This is a genomic window from Cycloclasticus sp. (assembly GCF_019090545.1).
Taxonomy (GTDB): Bacteria; Pseudomonadota; Gammaproteobacteria; order Methylococcales; family Cycloclasticaceae; genus Cycloclasticus; species Cycloclasticus pugetii.
The window spans coordinates 36,464-53,509 of sequence record NZ_JAHRVT010000039.1 but is presented as its reverse complement, the minus strand read 5'-3'; the positions used below and the strand labels follow the sequence as shown (position 1 = coordinate 53,509).

Below are 17,046 nucleotides of genomic sequence, written 5' to 3'. Positions count from 1 at the left end.
TCAGCGATTTAAGAGGCATTTAGACGTTTTAGGTATTAAGTTTTGAAGTTTTTTTAAAAAGCAACTTGAAGCTGGCTAATAAAAGCAGGGTAGCTAAAGCCGTCATCACTTGGTTGATAGTATGAGAGCTCATTAATAAGCCTAACATTTTCATCAAACTGCCAAGTGAACATAGTTTGGTAGACGCTGCCTTGATTCATGCCACGTGCTAATTCATCAGATGATTGACCGGTTAATGGTCTAAAGAACCTTGTCCTTGAGGGGTGTTCATTATTCACATGTTGGTACTGTAAAGCCCATGCCCACCCCATGTGCTCAGAATTCAGTAAATAAGCGCGACTAAGACCTAAAGTAAAGGCATCTGAGCTTAAGCTGTTTGTGTTCTCGCCTTGTGCATTTAAAGCTAAACCATCTTGAGCATCAGATTTAAATTGCGCCCAAGATGCCCATAACCACCAATGGTGTGCCTGAACGTCGATATGTGCTCCAAGCCATTGATTGTCTAACTCAACCCCACTGGGTTGAAATTTGGTATCTAGCGTGGCAGAGTCTAAAGAGGAGCTGTAGGCAATACCAAGACTGTATGCGAGGGGCCTATCTTTAAATTGATATTCATCATCGCTAGGTGATATACCAGTGGGTCTCAAAGAAATGGCTGTTGAGAACATTAAATCGTTATTGTCGTTATTGAGTGATAAGTCAGGGCTGTTAAATAATCCCACTCCATAATGTAAGCGATTACCAAAAAAACCTTTTGAGTTGCTTTCAGGTAGGCCCATATCACCTTTTCTAATGGAAATTCCACGAACTCGACCTGTGTCGCCAGGTGATAAATATTCACTAAACTTACGCTCAACGCTGGCGGAAGTATGAGGCCGTCTTGTATAACCAGGGGCAAATTGCTGTCCAAAGGTAATGCTGCCAAGGGAGTCGTCAAAATGCTTAAAACTAACCCATGCATCCAGTAGTTTTTGTGCATTCGAGAGTCCTTGGACTTCATTCGCAGCATCATATTGAAAACGGTAGGCAACGTTGTCTGCCAAAAATCCACTTAAACCAAGCCGTGCACGTCTTAAGGTAAAGCTATTTGTTCCTTGTAGGCCATTTTTTGATGGTACAAAAGTATAGCGGGGCTGTAATTTACCCCAAAGATTAATCGTTGGGCTGGCCTTGTTAAGGCTTCCTTTTGTAGCAGCAACAAGTTGGTTGGGGAGAGATTTAACAGTGTTTTTTGTAGCTATATTGGCTTTTAATTGTGCCTGGTTGGCTTGTTGCTTTATGTTTGCCACTTCATCTTGGCTTAGCAAACCTTTTTGCTGAAGTGCATCCAACACGGCATTAGCATAGGCTTGTGAGGAGTCAGCAAAAGAAGGTAGGCTGATTAGTGTAAACACAGATAGTAATATTATTTTTATTTTTAGCATAGGAACTTTTGGTTTTACAAAAAAACAGTCAGGTTAGGCTTGGGTAATCGGTATAACTTGTTGAGTAGCCAACATAAAAGCATGATGGGTCGGGCTGGTTCAGCTCGATATTTAACTCAAAACGTTGAATAAGATTGGGGGTGGCGATAAATGGCACGCCAAACGAAATGGGATCCACATGATGATTTCCAATGGCTTTATTAGCACGGTGTTTGTCATACCCAGCATGATTAATATAGGGAGCAGTTTTTATAGGTGTAATAAAACGTGTCATTTTTTAATAGCTTAATTAGTAGCTATAGCTGTAATTAATATCTAAGGTCGTCTCAGCAATGCCAAACTTAACATCTGCCCCTAAAAAGGCTGTGTTTTGGGCGGTTAATTCATTACGAAAAGCGTGCATAACAGCAAATGACCACTCTGAATGCTTACTGTTTTTGTAGCTAAACCCAGCAGTTAAGTGTTTAGCCGGCATAGCTGGCGTAATAGGGTTTAGTAGCCCTGATTGTCTAGGAATTTGTTCTTCACCCACGTTTGCACCAGCTCGAAGGGTTATTTTGTCGTCAAAAATGTAGCGAACACCTAATGAATAAGCGGTAATACTTTTCCAACCAAAACCAACGCTGTTTTTTGCACCAAGTAACCTGTCTTCGGAGAAGCCGGCCATAGGGTTTAGTTCTGAAGCTGTAGGGACTGGATTAGATAAAGCCTCAATGTCTTTGTAGTTAATGCGTGTCACATCTAAAGCAATAGATAGTTGCTTTGAAAAATTGATAGCCAAACCCACCCCATAATTGGAAGGAATATCAAACTCACCATTGTTAGCAAGTAGGCCAGAATACTTTTTCATTTTGGTCATTTGCATTTTAGGTGCATAGTAGGCGCCAAATTGGTAAGTATCGTTAGGTTTATAGAACCATCCCAATTTAATGCCCAATCCATAGGATACTTCGTCCCCTCTGTCTGTTAGGCTGCCTGTGTCTGACGATATGCCTTGGAAGAAATCTAAACCTTGCGCACTAAATTTCTGAATACCAAATAAAGGAGACACTCCAATATAGTTATCTGGAGAGACTTCATAAGTGTAGGTGGTGGCGATAATGAGCTGCGCAAAATCCACACCTAAATGGCCGTTTGTCGTTATGCTTGGTGCTCCAAAAACGCGTTCAGCTGTTTCAGTAAATAGACGCTTTCTATAAGCCGTGTTAATGCCGCCATTACCGAAGACAGTTACTCCTAGTGTGCTTTTGTCATTTAATCGTTTATTCCAACCAAAGTTCGGAACGATCCAGTAATCGCGTTGGCTGTCATCGCGAACCAGCTCATCACAAGCACCGATACCTCGGCAGTCAAATTCTGCATCACGAGGTAAATAGAGAAAACGAGCGCCAATATCTAACCCCTCTACTTGAGACATACCGGCAGGGTTCACAGCACCTGTTAAAGTGTCTTCAGGAAAGGCAATCGCTGCACCAGCCATGCCCGTCATTTTGGCGCCGTAAGCAATGGCAAAATACCCATTGATTGCGTGCGCAGACTGAATCGAAAGAAGGAGAGCAACCCAGATTAAGGGTTTTAAATTACGTGGCATGATTATTTAAAAAAAAGGCGGGAGGGTTACTGTTGTTGACATAATATTAATTTCTATAAAGTTTAACAATATGCCAATAATGAAATAAACTGTTCTCTTTTATAGAACAATAACTCATGCAAAACCTTAATCGAATGATAATTTTTCATCGTGTCGCTGATTTAGGCAGTTTTACTGAAGCAGCTAAAGAACTTAAAATGGCGAAATCAGCGGTTAGTCGGCACATTAACCTATTGGAAAAACAAGTAGGTGCAAGGTTGTTAAATCGAACAACTCGGCAGCTTAACTTAACTGAAGTTGGAAAAATCTACTTTCAAAGTTGCCAACGAATAATTGACGAAACACAATTCATGGAAAATGAAATCAGTGTTCTTCAGAATCAACCTAAGGGTTCCTTAAAGGTGGCGGCTACTAACAGCATTGGCAATACTTATATTGCACCGTTAATCGTAGAATTTATGCGTTTATATCCACACATTAAAATTGACTTTATGTTGCAAGACCAAGTGGTTGATATGCTTGAAGAAGCGATTGATGTCAGTATTCGAGTTGGGTGGCTTAAGGATTCGAATTTGGTTGCTAAAAAGATCACAGATTCAAGAATGGTATTATTGGCGAGTCCATCTTATATAAAGAAATATAGCCCTGTTTCGACACCTAAAGAATTAGAAAACCATCAATGGGTTATTTGTACATTATTATCAAACCCAACGGAGTGGGTGTTTAAACATAAGAAACAAACTGAGAAGGTGACAGTTAAAGGCAATATAAAGACAAATAATGCGCAAGCTGTTAAAAACTTATTATTAGCAGGCGCAGGCATCTCGGTGTTGACCCACTTTATGGTTGCTGAAGAACTCAAAGAGGGACGGTTAGTTGAGCTATTACCAGGGTATGATTTAGGCTTAGCCGGTGTATACTTGGTGTATCAGGAAAGGCAATACAGGCAATTGAAAATTCAGTTATTCAGTGATTTTATCAGTAAAAACTTAAAATTAGGTTGATGAGGCAGGTAAAAGTAGTATTATTTAGCAATGATGTTTTTTTGAAACAAAAAAGCGCAGCACTATAGGCTGTTAATCTGGCATTTATTAAAAAATTATTAACTTTTCAGATATACATGGTTTAGTGACTATGAACAACTAAGTGGTCTATTAGATAGATTGTAATTAGGAGTAGGTTCGAACCCTGATTCATGGATCACTTTTCTGTTAGTATTTTTGGTGTCAAATCAAACTGACTCTTGATACCAAACAAATAATGAAAATTAAAATAGGAGAAAAAAATGGCTATAGACGTTACCTTAGAGTTACAAGTAAGTGAAGAAAACCGTGAAGCACTTTTAAATACACTGGAAGCAATTTTACCCGATACACGTAGTTATAAAGGTTGCCAGAGTATTGTAGTGACATGCAATGATGATGACCCATTAAATATCGTATTACTCGAAAAGTGGGATACACGTGTAGACCATGAAAGTTACATTGCTTGGCGTGCAGAACGAGGCGATTTAGACAAGCTGGGTGCTCTACTAGCAGCGCCACCTGTTTCTAAGTTTCTTTTAACATTAGGTATATAAGCTTTTTAAAAAATAATAGACTGGATGTAAATAACGTTCAGTTCAGCTAAATTATATTTGATACCTTTTCTAGGTATTAAAATCGAGAGGGGCTGTCCAGCAGCCCCCAAATTTTATAATAATAAAAATTTATGCATACTTTACCTGTTGTTCTGGTGGCTACTTTATCCATTATTCTTAGTGCTTGTGGTGATGTAACGAATAATCAACCACTAAATAGGCTTGTTGATGTGACTACTTTTTCATATCAACCAGCCACTCGTATCATGGATTACCCTGGCCGTGTTCAAGCTCGGTATCAGACTCAATTGTCATTTCAGGTAGAAGGTCGTTTGATTGAGCGCCTAGTTGACGTTGGTGATGAGGTGCAAAAAGGTGATCCAATCGCAGTACTAGATGCTAAAGATTATGTGCTGAGCAATGAAAGTTATTTAAATAAGAAAAAAGCAGCAGAAGCTGATTTGCAAAGAGCTCAGCGTGATTTGGCTCGAGCTAAAGAATTACGTCAAAAAAAGTTTATTGGGCAATCTGAACTTGATAAAGCCATTAATATTGAAAGAGCCGCCTATGCTGAATTAAAAGTGATAAAAGCGGAATATGCCCAACGTAAGAATCAACATGGTTACACTCAAGTACTAGCACCGGCAGATGGTGTTGTCGTTTCATTAAGCTCAGAAGTCGGTGATGTTGTTGCACCCGGGGCAGCTATTGCAATGTTAGCTTGGCAAGGTGATTGGGAGTTTGTTACGGCAGTGGCAGAGAAAGAAGTTAATCAACTATCAATTGGTCAGTCAGTGAGCGTTACACTTTGGGCATATGATGATAAAAAGTATGCTGCATCAGTACGTGAAATTAGCCCTATTTCAAATTTTAACTCCCCTTCTTATAAAGTAAAGCTGAGCTTTAAGGAACAACCGAATGGGGTAAAACTGGGCATGACTGGGCATGCTTTATTTGCGATAAAAGAGAAGCGTATGGGGCTATTGCCAACGTCCGCTATTGTTATGAAAGATGGCCAAAAGGTCGTCATGATCGTTGATGCAACAACAAAGCAAGTGCATGCTCAAGAGGTCATATTGGGTGAGCCGCTTGCAGACCATGTGAGCATCGTTAATGGCTTAAAGAACGGTCAATGGGTGGTCATTGCTGGCGCTAATAAAATTGAAGATGGTAGTACGGTTAGAGTTTTAGCCAATGAGTGATAAAGAGCCAATGAACCTTGCACGATGGGGGATAGAACACTCTCAGTTTCTTATTTACCTGATGATTATTACGTTAATAACCGGAACGTTTGCTTTTTTCAAACTAGGGCAACGTGATTTGCCTGCTTTTGCAATAAAAACTGTTGTTGTTAGTGTTAAATGGCCAGGGTCGTCAGCAGAGGAAATGTCTCAGTTCGTAACCGACCCAATTGAAACTAAATTACTTGAAGTGCCTTGGCTTAAAAATGTAAGCTCATTTAGTAAACCAGGTGAGGCATGGTTGGTTGTAAATATCGACGACTTTATGCCGAACGCGGCGACTGAGATGAAGGATCGCGCGTATGATATACGAAAAAAAATCAGTGATATCACTCACCGCTTACCCGAAGGCGTACAAGGTCCATTCTTTAATGATGAGTTTGGTGATATTTTTTCAATGGTGTATAGCTTTAATAGTGAAGACTATTCGTTTGCAGATATTAAAGATTATGCCGAGAAAGCACGTAATGCATTAGTGCGTATTGAATCGGTAGAAAAGGCTATTCTATATAGTGTTCAAAATGAAAAAATATTTGTAGAGCTGGACGATAAGCGTATGTCTGCACTCGGTTTAGATCCACTGCAAATAGGTATTTTATTAAACGAACATAATGCGGTTCAAAACAGAGGACGTATCGAAGGAAGGCAATCTTATTATCGACTTCGTCTAAATGATCGTTTTAGCTCCCTTGATGACGTTAAAAAAATGCCTATTGGCTTAACAGATGGCAGCGTTATTTACTTAGAAGACATTGCTAACATTCATCGAGGTTACGATGATCCCCCCATTTTTAGAATGCGGGTTAATGGGATGCCCTCTATCGGCTTAGGCATAACGATGCGTGAAGGGTATCAATTATTAAGCTTATCTGATGACGTTAAGCAAACCATGACGAAGTTTTCTGAGCAATTACCGGTAGGAATAAATGTCTCATTGGTAGCTGATCAACCCCAATCAGTTCAGGAGCAAATTAACCGGTTTGTTCTCAAGCTGGTGCTGGCAATTATAATAGTTTTGATTGTTTGCTATTTTTCACTCGGTTTTCGTACAGGATTTATTGTAGCGTTAGCTATTCCTGTTGTATTAGGGGTTGTTTTTGTTTTGATGTACGTATGGGATATTCCATTAACAAGAGTCTCTTTAGGTGCGTTAGTTATTTCACTGGGTTTGCTGGTGGATGATGCGATGATTGTTGTCGAATTAGTGCACGTAAAACTTGAGCAAGGCTGGGACCGATTAAAAGCAGCTACTTTCACGTATACATCAACAGCCATGCCTATGCTAAGTGGGACATTAATTGCGTCGGTCGGTTTTCTACCTGTTTTTATTGTTAATGCCTCACCCAGAGAGATATTAGGAAGTCTTTTTGTGGTGATTACTGCTTCGTTGGTAACCTCATGGTTAGTAGCCGTTTTGTTAACGCCATATTTATCGTTTAAGTTATTAAAAGCGGAGCACAAACAAGGACAGCAAAGCAAAAAAAGCAATGCAGATAATGACGGGATGTATCAAACTGCTTATTACAATAAATTTCGGGCTCTGATTGTCTGGTGCATGACACATAAAAAAACGGTACTGGGTTTTACCACTTCATTATTCGTTCTTACAATTGTTGGTATGCAGAGCGTTAAAATGGAGTTTTTTCCAGGAAATGACCGACCTGAAGCATTAGTAGATGTATGGTATCCAGAAGGTACGAATTATAAATACATGGAAAGCCAAATTAAAAAAGTTGAAAACTTGCTCGATCAGCAAACGGGAGTTAAAAGCTATATTACTTATGTAGGGGGAGACTCTTTGCGCGTACAGAATGATATGTTTGTAGAACAACCTAATGCTAATTACAGCAAAATTGTTGTTATTGCCAAAAACCTAAATGCACGTGAAGAGATAAAGAAACTATTAAGTGATTATTTTGCTACGCATCAACCTAATTTACGTACTCGGGTATACAGCCTTATGTATGGTTTACCCTTTAGCTACCCCTTGCAGTACTTAATTACAGGTAATCAACCCGATCAGTTAGACACCATTGCCGAACAATTAAAAGAGATTGTGAATGACCATCCAGCAACACGTGATGTGCATGATAATCGTCGAGAAAAAACGATGTCAGTGGATATTAAGCTAGACCTTTCCCTTGTTGCTGCTAGTGGAACCACCCCAGCTAAATTAAGTAAAACACTTCGTGCCATGTTAGATGGCTTACCTGTTACCCAGTATCGAGAGGGCAATGACCATATTGATGTTGTACTTCGTAACCAGTCAGGCAATCGGTACAACTTAGATAAGATTAAATATTTACAGGTTCCAATAGGTAATGGCACTACAGTAGCACTGTCAGAGCTAGCAGAGATTAACCTAACACTGGAAGATGGTGTTATCTGGCGCTATAGCGGTTATCGCTCTGTGATTGTTCAATCTTTGTTAGAAAAGGACGTGCTAAATTTTGATGTGGTGAAAGAGCTGCAACCGAAGGTGGATAAACTTCGTGAAACCTTGCCCAGTGGTTATCACATTGAAGTATTTGGTGAAGTAGATATTTCTCAGGAGGTTGATGGGATGCTGGCCCAGACATTACCGTTTATGCTGGTGGCTATTTTAACCTTATTAATGCTCCAGCTAAATAGCATGAAAAAAATGGCTTTAGTGCTGATGACTGTGCCATTAGGCTTGATTGGTGTCGTCTCAATATTATTGCTGTTAGATTTATCATTTGGCCTAGTTGCTCGTCTAGGGATGCTCGCCTTGGTTGGGATTATTATTCGAAATACGATTATATTAATGGATCAAATTGATCAAGATTTGGCTGCGGGTTATTCAGCTTGGGATGCTGTTTTGGAATCGACTGTACGCCGTGCTCGGCCTATTATATTAACGGCATTAGCAGCTATTCTTGCAATGATACCTCTTGTAAGCGACTATTTTTGGGGACCAATGGCGATTACGATGATGAATGGCCTATGGGTGGCAACTTTGCTAACACTGTTTGTTTTCCCATCTATGTATGTTGCTTTTTTTAAGGTTGAAAGAACACAGGCCTAATGAGTCCTTATAATATAGACAGTTAACTATTATCTTAAATGCGCAACGCCAGCTTTAACTATGAAACTAAAACGTTTTGTAATTAGACATAAAGAATACAAAATCAGACATATATAATCGCGCTGATTCTGTCATTTTGTCAGTAATATATTTATAAAGAGGTAGTTAATTTGAGGGCATTGAAAATTGGGTTTGTCGGGCTTGGTGCAATGGGGCAAGCTATTGTTTCTAGAATTATACAGGCTGGCCATAGCGTTAAGGTTCATGACTTATCCGCTCAAGCTGTTAACGCGATGGTTGAGAAAGGAGCAACAGCACTTGAACAAGGTGTGCCGTTAGGCAGCGATAAAAACCTCGTGTTTGTCAGTGTGTCTCATGCCGATATCATGGAAAAGTTGATCTGTGAAGAAGGTGGTTTGTTAGATGGCATGGATGAGGGAGGCATTATTGTTGATTTAGGCACAACGCCCAGCGGGCAGTGTCGGCAGTTAGCAAAACTGGCCAGTGCTAAAGGTAAAGTTTTTTTAGATGCTCCTGTTAGTGGTTCAACGCCTTGGGCTGATGCTGGTACCTTGGCCATGATGGTCGGTGGAGAAGAGCCAAGCTATCAGCGAGTGCGGCCGATCCTCTCCTCATTTGCAAATAAAATTCACTATTTAGGTGGGTCGGGTAATGGGCAATTACTAAAATTGTGTCACCAGTTGACCTTTGTTTCTACCATAACAGGCATATCAGAAGCCATTGCTTTGGCCGAAGCACATGGGCTTAAGGCTAAAATGGTTCTTGATGTATTGGCAGATTGCGTTGCGCCGAGGCATGTTATTGACTTTATGCTGCCGATGGCTGAAAACGAGCGTTTTGACCAAGGACGTGGAACCTTAAAACTAGGCCATAAAGACCTACAAGCGGTTAAGCAAAGTGCCGAAGATGTCAGTTTAAAACTACCGCTTGCTGAAGAGTTGTTGAGCTATATGGATAAGGCAATGAAAGAGGGTTGGCAAGATGCTGACCTGTTTGCTTTGGTTGATATGGCAAGAGATGAGTTTTATGCAACGATGAAAAGCCGCTAAGAAAAGACTCTTTTATATAAGCTATATAAGCAGGTTAAATGTTTATATGCAGACGTAAAGCCTCTAAATTTAGAATAGTAATCGTTTTGCCTTGTACCTCAATCAGGCCATCGCGTGTTAATTGTTTTAAAATTCTAGAAAAGGTTTCAGGCCGTACGGATAGGCGTGACGCTAGGGTTGCCTTTGGTGCTGTCCATTGTATTTTATAAGGGGATAGGGCATCGTTAGTGATGCCTTGGAGCATAAATTGAACAACACGCATGGTAGCATTTTGTAAGGTTAGCTGATCAATCTCCTGAATACTTCCATGTAAGCGTTGACTCATTTTAGCCAGTATTTTCAAACAAGTGGCGGGTGACTGATCGAGTAGTTTAAGAAACGTACTCATTTTAATTTGTATCAGTTCGCTGTCACTAATCGCTTGCGCATGCACTGGATAATGTTGAAAGTTCATAAACATTACTGCTTCAGCAAATGTTTGTCCTGGACGAATTAGTTCGATGACTTTTTCCTCACCATTGGTAGAGAGGCGATACAGTTTAATCTCGCCGGCCTGTAAATAATAAAAGTACTTGGCTGGGTCTTGCTGGTGAAATAAATGGTTCCCATCGTTGAGTGAAAGCGCGCTAGTCGCCGTTTCAATTTGACTAAATTGTTGCTCATTAAAGCTGGCAAATAATAAATGTTGGCGTAGTGAAGTCATGTATTTTTGGTTTCTTGATGTAGGTCAATTACAACGGAAGGAGCGCTACCTAGAATTCGCCACACATGTAAAAGACAAAGGAGACTAACATGTTTTGTTATCAATGCGAACAAACAGCACATTCAAAGAAAAATGGTATTGGCTGCCAAACAGCACAAGGGGTTTGCGGTAAAGATGCTACTACCGCTGATTTACAGGATTTAATGACCTACAGCGTTAAAGGCATTGCGCAATATGCAAAGTTGGCTCGTGAGTTAGGCCACACAGACAATGAAGCAGATGTTTTTATTTTATATGGGTTATTTACGACCTTAACCAATGTTAACTTTAATGCAGATCGTTTTGTTGAGCTCATTGCTGAAGCTAAACAAATACGAGATCGTCTTAGGGAAGCGTATGAACATGCCGCCGTAGAACAAAATGTACCTATTGAAACGCCAGAAGGGCCAGCAGTGTGGGAGCCAGCGACGGTTAAAGCAGGTTTGTTGTTGCAGGTTGAACACGCAGCGATTGATAAAGACTTAGACATTGTTGGAGAAGATATTGTTGGTTTACGTGCCATGATGCTTTATGGCCTTAAAGGTGTAGCGGCATATTGCTACCATGCGCATGTTTTAGGTTACCAAAATGAAGAAGTTTTTGAGCGCATTGAAAAAGCGTTAGATTTGTTAGCGAACGAACCAACTGATGCAGAGCTTCTACTCGGAGGTTGTCTAGAAGTAGGGGCTATTAACCTAAAAGTAATGGAATTACTGGATGCGGCTAATACCGGTCAATTTGGTGCTCAAGAAGCGGGTGCAGCAAGAACAACGGCGGTTAAAGGGAAAGCCATTTTAGTCAGTGGGCATGATATGCAAGACCTTTATGACTTGCTTGAACAAACCAAAGATACGGGTATTAATATTTACACTCATGGAGAAATGTTGCCTGCTCATGCCTATCCAAAGCTAAAAGCATATCCTCACTTAATTGGTAATTATGGCACGGCTTGGCAAAACCAACATGTGGAATTTGCTGCCTTTCCAGGTGCCATCATCATGACATCAAACTGTTTAATTGAGCCACAAGATTCTTATAAAGATAGAATTTTTACTGCTGGACCGGTCGGTTGGCCTGGGGTACCACATCTGGAACATGGTGATTTTACCTTGGCGATTGAAGCGGCTAAAGCAGCCGAAGGTTTTACCGAAGATGAAGAAGAAAAATCAGTGATGGTTGGCTTTGGTCGTCATACCGTATTGAGTGTTGCAGACAAAGTGGTTGAAGCGGTTAAAAGCGGCGATATTAGTCATTTCTTTGTAGTCGGTGGTTGTGACGGTGCGGCCCCCGGTCGTAATTACTACACAGAGCTGGTTGAGCAAACACCCGATGATACCGTTGTTTTAACATTAGGCTGTGGTAAATACCGTTTCAATGATCAGGACTTAGGCGATATCGGTGGTATCCCTCGTTTATTAGATGTTGGCCAATGTAATGACACATACTCGGCTATTCAAATTGCCTTGGCATTGGCTAAAGAGTTTGACTGTGGCGTTAATGATTTACCACTATCTTATATGGTTTCATGGTTTGAACAAAAAGCGGTTGCGGTTTTACTGAGCTTGTTATCATTGGGTATAAAAGGCATTCACCTAGGGCCAACATTGCCCGGTTTTATCACCCCCAATCTTCTTAATATTCTTGTAGAAACGTTTGATATTAAACCGAATGGTGTGGCCTCAGAAGATTTAGCAAAAGCATTGGCTCAACAAGCCGCTTAATATTTAACTAATAACATTCTGATTAAAAAAGAGCGCCTAGAGCGCTCTTTTTTATATTAATAACCATTGATGTCACTGATGAATCGAGATGGCTTGTATAAGAAAAAATCACCAGCGGTGAATCTGATCTAGATCATTTAATAAGAAAATAGTGCTCTAAAACAAGGCTTGGCGAGAAAGCCAAAATAAAAAATTGATTAGGGTCAGTTTAATTAATAGGCGTAGCAGATAGAGTCACGTTTTTCGACATGATAATAAAAGTTAGATCATTTCACAGGAGATAAGATGAAGCCAGTTAATAAATTAATCCAACAAGACGGTGCGATTCAAGATCGTGCGATATTTTGGGATGAGGACATTTACCAAAAAGAGATGGAAGAAATTTTTGCTCGATGTTGGTTGTTTTTAACACATGAATCAATCATTCCCGATGAGGGTGATTATCAGTCGACAATGATGGGTGAGGACTCTGTTGTTGTTGCACGCCAGAAAGACGGCAGTATTAAAGCATTTGTAAACTCATGTACACATCGTGGTAATGCCGTTTGTTTTTCAGATGGTGGTAATGCTAAATCATTTACCTGCCCATACCATGGCTGGGTGTTTGGTATGGATGGTAACCTTGTTGATGTACCTTTAGAAAAACAGGCCTATCATAATGAAATTGATAAGGATGCCTTACACCTTAAGAAAATAAGGGTAGAGAGTTATAAAGGCTTTGTCTTTGGTACATTTGATGATGAAGCGCCATCACTAAAAGATTACTTAGGTGGAATGGCTTGGTATATGGATTCATTTATGGACGTGCCCGGTGGCTGTGAGCTAATCGGCCCTCCGATGAAATCTATTCTAGATTGCAACTGGAAAAACCCAACAGAGAACTTTATTGGGGATGGCTACCATGTCGGTTGGGCACATGCGTCCGCGTTAGAAATAGCAGGTGGCCCATTAGCCATTGCCAAAGGTAATGCCGTTTATGATGCTGAAACATCCGGGTTGCAAGTTACCGTACCTGAAGGTCATGGGTTCGGTGTTATTTGGGAAGGCGCGGCTGCGCTTCATGGCGGCCCTGTTTTTGAAGCCTATCAAAAATGGTTGGATGACAGATCGCCACTGATTAGAGAAAAAATGGGTGAGCACCGTGAGAAGTTTTACCGTGGGCACTGGGATGCTGCAATTTTTCCTAATTGTTCATTTTTATACGGCACAAATACTTTCAAAATGTGGCAACCACGTGGCCCGCATAGTATTGAGGTGCTGACATGGACCTTAGTTGAAAAAGAAATGCCCGATCAGCTTAAACAAATGATACATACCGATAATATGCTGACCTTTGGTACAGCGGGTATTCTTGAAAGTGATGATGGTGAGAATATGGAGCAATGCACACAAACTAATCGTGGCTATTCTACACGTCAAGGGACGCTTTATCTTGGTATGGGAAAAGGGCATGAATACCTTGATCCTGAGTTACCCGGTTTGGTTAGTAAAGGATGGGTTAACGAAGCACCTCAACGAGGCATGTATCGTCGATGGGCAGAGTTTATGGAAGGTAAACCTTGGAGTGAATTGTCAACGACGGCTCAATTAGAGCAAAAAAAAGTAGGGGGCTAAAATGAGCAATAAACAACAAGCAGGACAAAGCGTTGATCAATCTACTCACTTTGAAGTTGAGCGTTTTTTAGTACAAGAAGCAAGAGCCTTGGATGAAGAGCGATTTGATGATTGGCTTGGAAATATGCTATGTAAAGATATTAGCTACCAGCTACCAACTCAAGAAGTGCGCTATCGCCGTGACAACAAGGTATTGGGCAATTCCCAAACAACATATTTATATAATGATGACTACGGCATGTTGAGTATGCGTGTGGCAAGAATGGCGACAGGCATTGTATGGGCTGAGGACCCTAGGGTTCGTAATCGTCGTATTATCAGTAATATAGATGCTCAATGGTCTGAGGCCGACGACGAAATTGATGTGCGTTCTGCCTTTATTTTATTTCGTAGTCGTATGCAAAGGGACCAAGCAACACATTACGGTATTCGGATGGATAAATTAAGAAAAGAAAAGGGTAACTGGAAACTAGCATCAAGGGTGATTACCTTAGATCAACGTGTTGTGCTTGACAAAAATATTCACTGTTTCTTTTAGTAAGCCGCCCGTTTAATTCAACTTTACCAACCACCAGCCTAGTTAATATAGGCTGGTGGTTTTTTTAATAACTTTTTTTGGAATGCTCCATAGTAAGGTTAGAACATTCTTGCAAAGCCTCTAAATCTACAATGTGAATCTCTTTATTCATTTTATGAATACAGTTTTTATCAACCAGTTTAGTAAAGGCACGGCTGGTTGTTTCGTTGGCAAGTCCCAAGTAGCTTCCAATATCTTGACGAGACATCGGTAATTGAAAGTCTAATTGGTACTGATCAGATCGGCTGGTACGTTTGGATAAGGTTAATAGAAAAGTCGCTAATCTCGCAACAGCAGTGTGTTGAGACAGACAATTAAAAAAGTCTTGGCCAGAAGCCAACGACAAACTAAATAGGTTGATAGCCCAGTCAGACAAAGCGGGTGTATATTTTCTTAATTCGGCCAGCTCCTGATAATTTACCCTGCAAAGTCTACTGTCTGTGAGTGTTTTGGCGGTGTTTAGGTAGCGCCTTTTTGAAATACTTTCAAGACCCACGATATCTCCAGGCATGTAAAAACCTGTAATATTTTCATCCCCCTTAGAGTTAGTAATATAGGTTTTTAACGCACCCGATTTAACAATATATAAGGCCTGAAAGTTGCTACCTTGATGGTATATATTTCGATGCCGAGGGTATTGCTTAGTGGGCGATACAATTTTATCGAGTTTATGAATATTATGCTCAGCAAAGGCGCTGGGTATACAGGTGTTTGCTAATGAGCAATCCTTACAATCTTCAGGCATAAAAGTATACTGTTTTACAATTTGACGGTGAATTTCATCACACTCTTAATCTATTAGCAATTGATAATATAGCTTGCTTATCTTTTAATCTCTATCTATTAACAATTTGTTTACAATAAGGTTATCACACACATCAAAAATACTTCAGGTTAGAACAAGGAAAGAAAATATGTTTAATATAGTAAGGCTACTTTTGCCGTTAGCATTTTTATTGGGGCTAACAGCTTGCTTAGAAACCGAGCAGCAAACACAAAAAAATAATGCCAATGAAGAGCTATCGTCCTTGGTTCAATTAGATGTTTTTAAAAGTCCCACCTGTCAATGTTGTGATGGTTGGGTAAGCCACGCAAAGCAACATGGTTTTATATCGACAACGCATCACCCGCTAGATTTAAATGAACTTAAATCAAAATGGGGAGTTGCCCCGCAGTACCAGTCTTGTCATACGGCGGTATCAAAAGAAGGTTATGTTTTTGAAGGGCATATTCCAGCGCAGGTAATACAACGTTTTTTAGCTGAAAAACCTGCTAATGCATTAGGTCTTGCTGTTCCTGGAATGCCGATTGGAAGTCCGGGAATGGAAATGGGTGATCGACGTGACGATTATGATGTTTTATTGCTGAAAAAAGATGGTGGCTCACAAGTTTATGCACGTATTCGTGCAAATAGTTAGTTTCAATGTATTCACGTCCATTAGGTGCTGCTGTGCTTATTTGTTGCCTTATGCTCACCTAGCGCCATACATGGGCGTTAATTGGACACAGGTGTACGGTAAAAGAGCAGATCATGTAAAAGAAGTTGGCTATCAGTTTTAATTGAATGATTAACGCAGTACAGATATATAGCTTAAATTAAAACTTTAGCCAGCAGACATTGATGAGAGTAATGCATTCACCTGCGCAGTAGACGTTGGGCGAACCACGCGAGCTAATTCCACACCATCTTTTAATAAAATTAACGTAGGCCAGCGTCTAACTTTAAAGGCGCGGCCTAAAGCCAAACCTTTACCGTCATAAACCTTAACGTGCGCAAATTGAAGCGGTTTTAAGGTTTGCTCAATGGCAGATTGTGCCGCTTTGCAATGCTCGCACCATGGGGCTCCAAATTCTAAAAAGGCATAGCCGGTCAGTTGGCTAATGTCTTCTAAAATCGGGTTATCTTCAGCGTATAGAGGGTTAAACCCTATTTGACTAGCTTGCATAATGATGGCCTTTTTTAACGAGTTAGTCGAAAAGTTTAATTCTACACCTTATGCCAAAACATGCGCGGCATAAGCGGTGGTAAAGGCGGTTTCTTGAAACACTTTTAATCCAGTATCAGAAAAACTTATTGGTAAACGGTTTTCAGATAGAGCTAACTTAATTTCTTTTTGAGATAGCATTATTACATCAAGTGTATCAATCAACTGAATAGTTGCTTCTAATTTAAAACCAATGGGGCCACCGGCAAATTTGCCTTTTAAAGCACGCTCTTTAATGGCCACCTTGTTAATGCCATAGTCGGCCATCAATTTAGCAAAAGTTTTTTGGAAGTGTCGTAAGTCATCAGTAGAATGCCCCTTTGGCAAACTTACTTTACGGACTCGACAATCGGGTAAATTAAACGTTTGCTGTTCAAATTGAAGGAAACAAATAACAGCATCATTAGCAGAGAGTTCTACACCACAAATTTTCATAAATAATTTTTAGTTGTTTGA

At 40.2% G+C, this 17,046-nt stretch carries 16 protein-coding genes; 9 read left to right on the top strand and 7 right to left on the bottom strand.

Features of this window, described 5'->3' with window-relative positions; genetic code table 11:
- Nucleotides 1–53 precede the first annotated feature (53 nt).
- From KUG63_RS09780 to KUG63_RS09770, 3 genes are read right to left on the bottom strand one after another with little or no spacing between them, the layout of a single operon-like run.
- On the bottom strand, nt 54–1,394 hold the full coding sequence (locus tag KUG63_RS09780; RefSeq protein ID WP_287555048.1) for a porin: 1,341 nt from the start codon (nt 1,392–1,394) through the stop codon (nt 54–56).
- Nucleotides 1,395–1,452: 58 nt separating this feature from the next.
- Nucleotides 1,453–1,698: a hypothetical protein gene (locus KUG63_RS09775; protein ID WP_287555046.1), complete on the bottom strand. Its 246-nt coding sequence runs from the start codon at nt 1,696–1,698 to the stop codon at nt 1,453–1,455.
- Between the two features lie 15 nt (nt 1,699–1,713).
- Nucleotides 1,714–2,913 (bottom strand): OmpP1/FadL family transporter, encoded by a 1,200-nt coding sequence (locus KUG63_RS09770; RefSeq protein WP_413464121.1) that lies wholly within the window; start codon nt 2,911–2,913, stop codon nt 1,714–1,716.
- A gap of 218 nt (nt 2,914–3,131) precedes the next feature.
- Here KUG63_RS09770 and KUG63_RS09765 point away from each other — a divergent pair, with 218 nt between their 5' ends.
- From KUG63_RS09765 to KUG63_RS09745, 5 genes are all read left to right on the top strand, one after another.
- A complete protein-coding gene (locus KUG63_RS09765) occupies nt 3,132–4,019 on the top strand; it encodes a LysR family transcriptional regulator (protein WP_287555042.1) in 888 nt (295 codons plus the stop codon).
- Between the two features lie 281 nt (nt 4,020–4,300).
- Nucleotides 4,301–4,594, top strand: coding sequence for a putative quinol monooxygenase (locus KUG63_RS09760; RefSeq protein WP_287555039.1), 294 nt, complete (start codon nt 4,301–4,303; stop codon nt 4,592–4,594).
- A 131-nt stretch (nt 4,595–4,725) separates the two neighbouring features.
- A complete protein-coding gene (locus tag KUG63_RS09755; protein ID WP_287555037.1) occupies nt 4,726–5,796 on the top strand; it encodes an efflux RND transporter periplasmic adaptor subunit in 1,071 nt (356 codons plus the stop codon).
- On the top strand, nt 5,789–8,881 hold the full coding sequence (locus KUG63_RS09750) for an efflux RND transporter permease subunit (RefSeq protein WP_287555034.1): 3,093 nt from the start codon (nt 5,789–5,791) through the stop codon (nt 8,879–8,881). The genes KUG63_RS09755 and KUG63_RS09750 overlap by 8 nt, the downstream gene beginning before the upstream one ends.
- A 170-nt stretch (nt 8,882–9,051) precedes the next feature.
- Nucleotides 9,052–9,951, top strand: coding sequence for an NAD(P)-dependent oxidoreductase (locus tag KUG63_RS09745; protein ID WP_287555032.1), 900 nt, complete (start codon nt 9,052–9,054; stop codon nt 9,949–9,951).
- Between the two features lie 34 nt (nt 9,952–9,985).
- Here KUG63_RS09745 and KUG63_RS09740 read toward each other — a convergent pair whose 3' ends face one another.
- Complete coding sequence (locus KUG63_RS09740) at nt 9,986–10,654, bottom strand: Crp/Fnr family transcriptional regulator (RefSeq protein ID WP_287555029.1); 669 nt, start codon at nt 10,652–10,654, stop codon at nt 9,986–9,988.
- A gap of 89 nt (nt 10,655–10,743) precedes the next feature.
- On the opposite strand from KUG63_RS09740, the gene hcp reads away from it, so the two are divergent.
- The 3 genes from hcp (at nt 10,744) to KUG63_RS09725 (ending at nt 14,566) form a co-directional block, all read left to right on the top strand.
- Complete coding sequence (gene hcp, locus KUG63_RS09735; RefSeq protein ID WP_020162084.1) at nt 10,744–12,414, top strand: hydroxylamine reductase; 1,671 nt, start codon at nt 10,744–10,746, stop codon at nt 12,412–12,414.
- A 285-nt stretch (nt 12,415–12,699) separates the two neighbouring features.
- A complete protein-coding gene (locus KUG63_RS09730; protein ID WP_016389425.1) occupies nt 12,700–14,028 on the top strand; it encodes an aromatic ring-hydroxylating oxygenase subunit alpha in 1,329 nt (442 codons plus the stop codon).
- A gap of 1 nt (nt 14,029) precedes the next feature.
- Complete coding sequence (locus KUG63_RS09725; protein WP_015005787.1) at nt 14,030–14,566, top strand: aromatic-ring-hydroxylating dioxygenase subunit beta; 537 nt, start codon at nt 14,030–14,032, stop codon at nt 14,564–14,566.
- A gap of 64 nt (nt 14,567–14,630) precedes the next feature.
- Here the strand turns inward: KUG63_RS09725 and KUG63_RS09720 are convergent, their stop codons facing one another.
- Nucleotides 14,631–15,350 (bottom strand): Crp/Fnr family transcriptional regulator, encoded by a 720-nt coding sequence (locus KUG63_RS09720; protein ID WP_016389423.1) that lies wholly within the window; start codon nt 15,348–15,350, stop codon nt 14,631–14,633.
- 169 nt (nt 15,351–15,519) lie between these two features.
- Here KUG63_RS09720 and KUG63_RS09715 point away from each other — a divergent pair, with 169 nt between their 5' ends.
- Nucleotides 15,520–16,023 carry a DUF411 domain-containing protein gene (locus KUG63_RS09715; protein WP_016389422.1) on the top strand — a complete coding sequence of 168 codons (504 nt, stop codon included), beginning with the start codon at nt 15,520–15,522 and terminating at the stop codon, nt 16,021–16,023.
- Nucleotides 16,024–16,209: 186 nt separating this feature from the next.
- On the opposite strand, the gene KUG63_RS09710 is transcribed toward KUG63_RS09715, so the two are convergent.
- Complete coding sequence (locus KUG63_RS09710; protein WP_016389420.1) at nt 16,210–16,551, bottom strand: thioredoxin family protein; 342 nt, start codon at nt 16,549–16,551, stop codon at nt 16,210–16,212.
- A 48-nt stretch (nt 16,552–16,599) separates the two neighbouring features.
- Nucleotides 16,600–17,025, bottom strand: coding sequence for a DUF3010 family protein (locus KUG63_RS09705; protein WP_015005791.1), 426 nt, complete (start codon nt 17,023–17,025; stop codon nt 16,600–16,602).
- Between the last annotated feature and the right edge of the window lie 21 nt (nt 17,026–17,046).

Bases quoted from the DNA above. Each gene is read 5' to 3' on its own strand.
- KUG63_RS09710 (WP_016389420.1), bottom strand. From the start codon at position 16,551: ATGCAAGCTAGTCAAATAGGGTTTAACCCTCTATACGCTGAAGATAAC.
- hcp (WP_020162084.1), top strand. From the start codon at position 10,744: ATGTTTTGTTATCAATGCGAACAAACAGCACATTCAAAGAAAAATGGT.
- KUG63_RS09765 (WP_287555042.1), top strand. From the start codon at position 3,132: ATGCAAAACCTTAATCGAATGATAATTTTTCATCGTGTCGCTGATTTA.
- KUG63_RS09740 (WP_287555029.1), bottom strand. From the start codon at position 10,654: ATGACTTCACTACGCCAACATTTATTATTTGCCAGCTTTAATGAGCAA.
- KUG63_RS09720 (WP_016389423.1), bottom strand. From the start codon at position 15,350: ATGCCTGAAGATTGTAAGGATTGCTCATTAGCAAACACCTGTATACCC.
- KUG63_RS09750 (WP_287555034.1), top strand. From the start codon at position 5,789: ATGAGTGATAAAGAGCCAATGAACCTTGCACGATGGGGGATAGAACAC.
- KUG63_RS09760 (WP_287555039.1), top strand. From the start codon at position 4,301: ATGGCTATAGACGTTACCTTAGAGTTACAAGTAAGTGAAGAAAACCGT.
- KUG63_RS09755 (WP_287555037.1), top strand. From the start codon at position 4,726: ATGCATACTTTACCTGTTGTTCTGGTGGCTACTTTATCCATTATTCTT.
- KUG63_RS09725 (WP_015005787.1), top strand. From the start codon at position 14,030: ATGAGCAATAAACAACAAGCAGGACAAAGCGTTGATCAATCTACTCAC.
- KUG63_RS09705 (WP_015005791.1), bottom strand. From the start codon at position 17,025: ATGAAAATTTGTGGTGTAGAACTCTCTGCTAATGATGCTGTTATTTGT.
- KUG63_RS09775 (WP_287555046.1), bottom strand. From the start codon at position 1,698: ATGACACGTTTTATTACACCTATAAAAACTGCTCCCTATATTAATCAT.
- KUG63_RS09730 (WP_016389425.1), top strand. From the start codon at position 12,700: ATGAAGCCAGTTAATAAATTAATCCAACAAGACGGTGCGATTCAAGAT.
- KUG63_RS09770 (WP_413464121.1), bottom strand. From the start codon at position 2,913: ATGACGGGCATGGCTGGTGCAGCGATTGCCTTTCCTGAAGACACTTTA.
- KUG63_RS09715 (WP_016389422.1), top strand. From the start codon at position 15,520: ATGTTTAATATAGTAAGGCTACTTTTGCCGTTAGCATTTTTATTGGGG.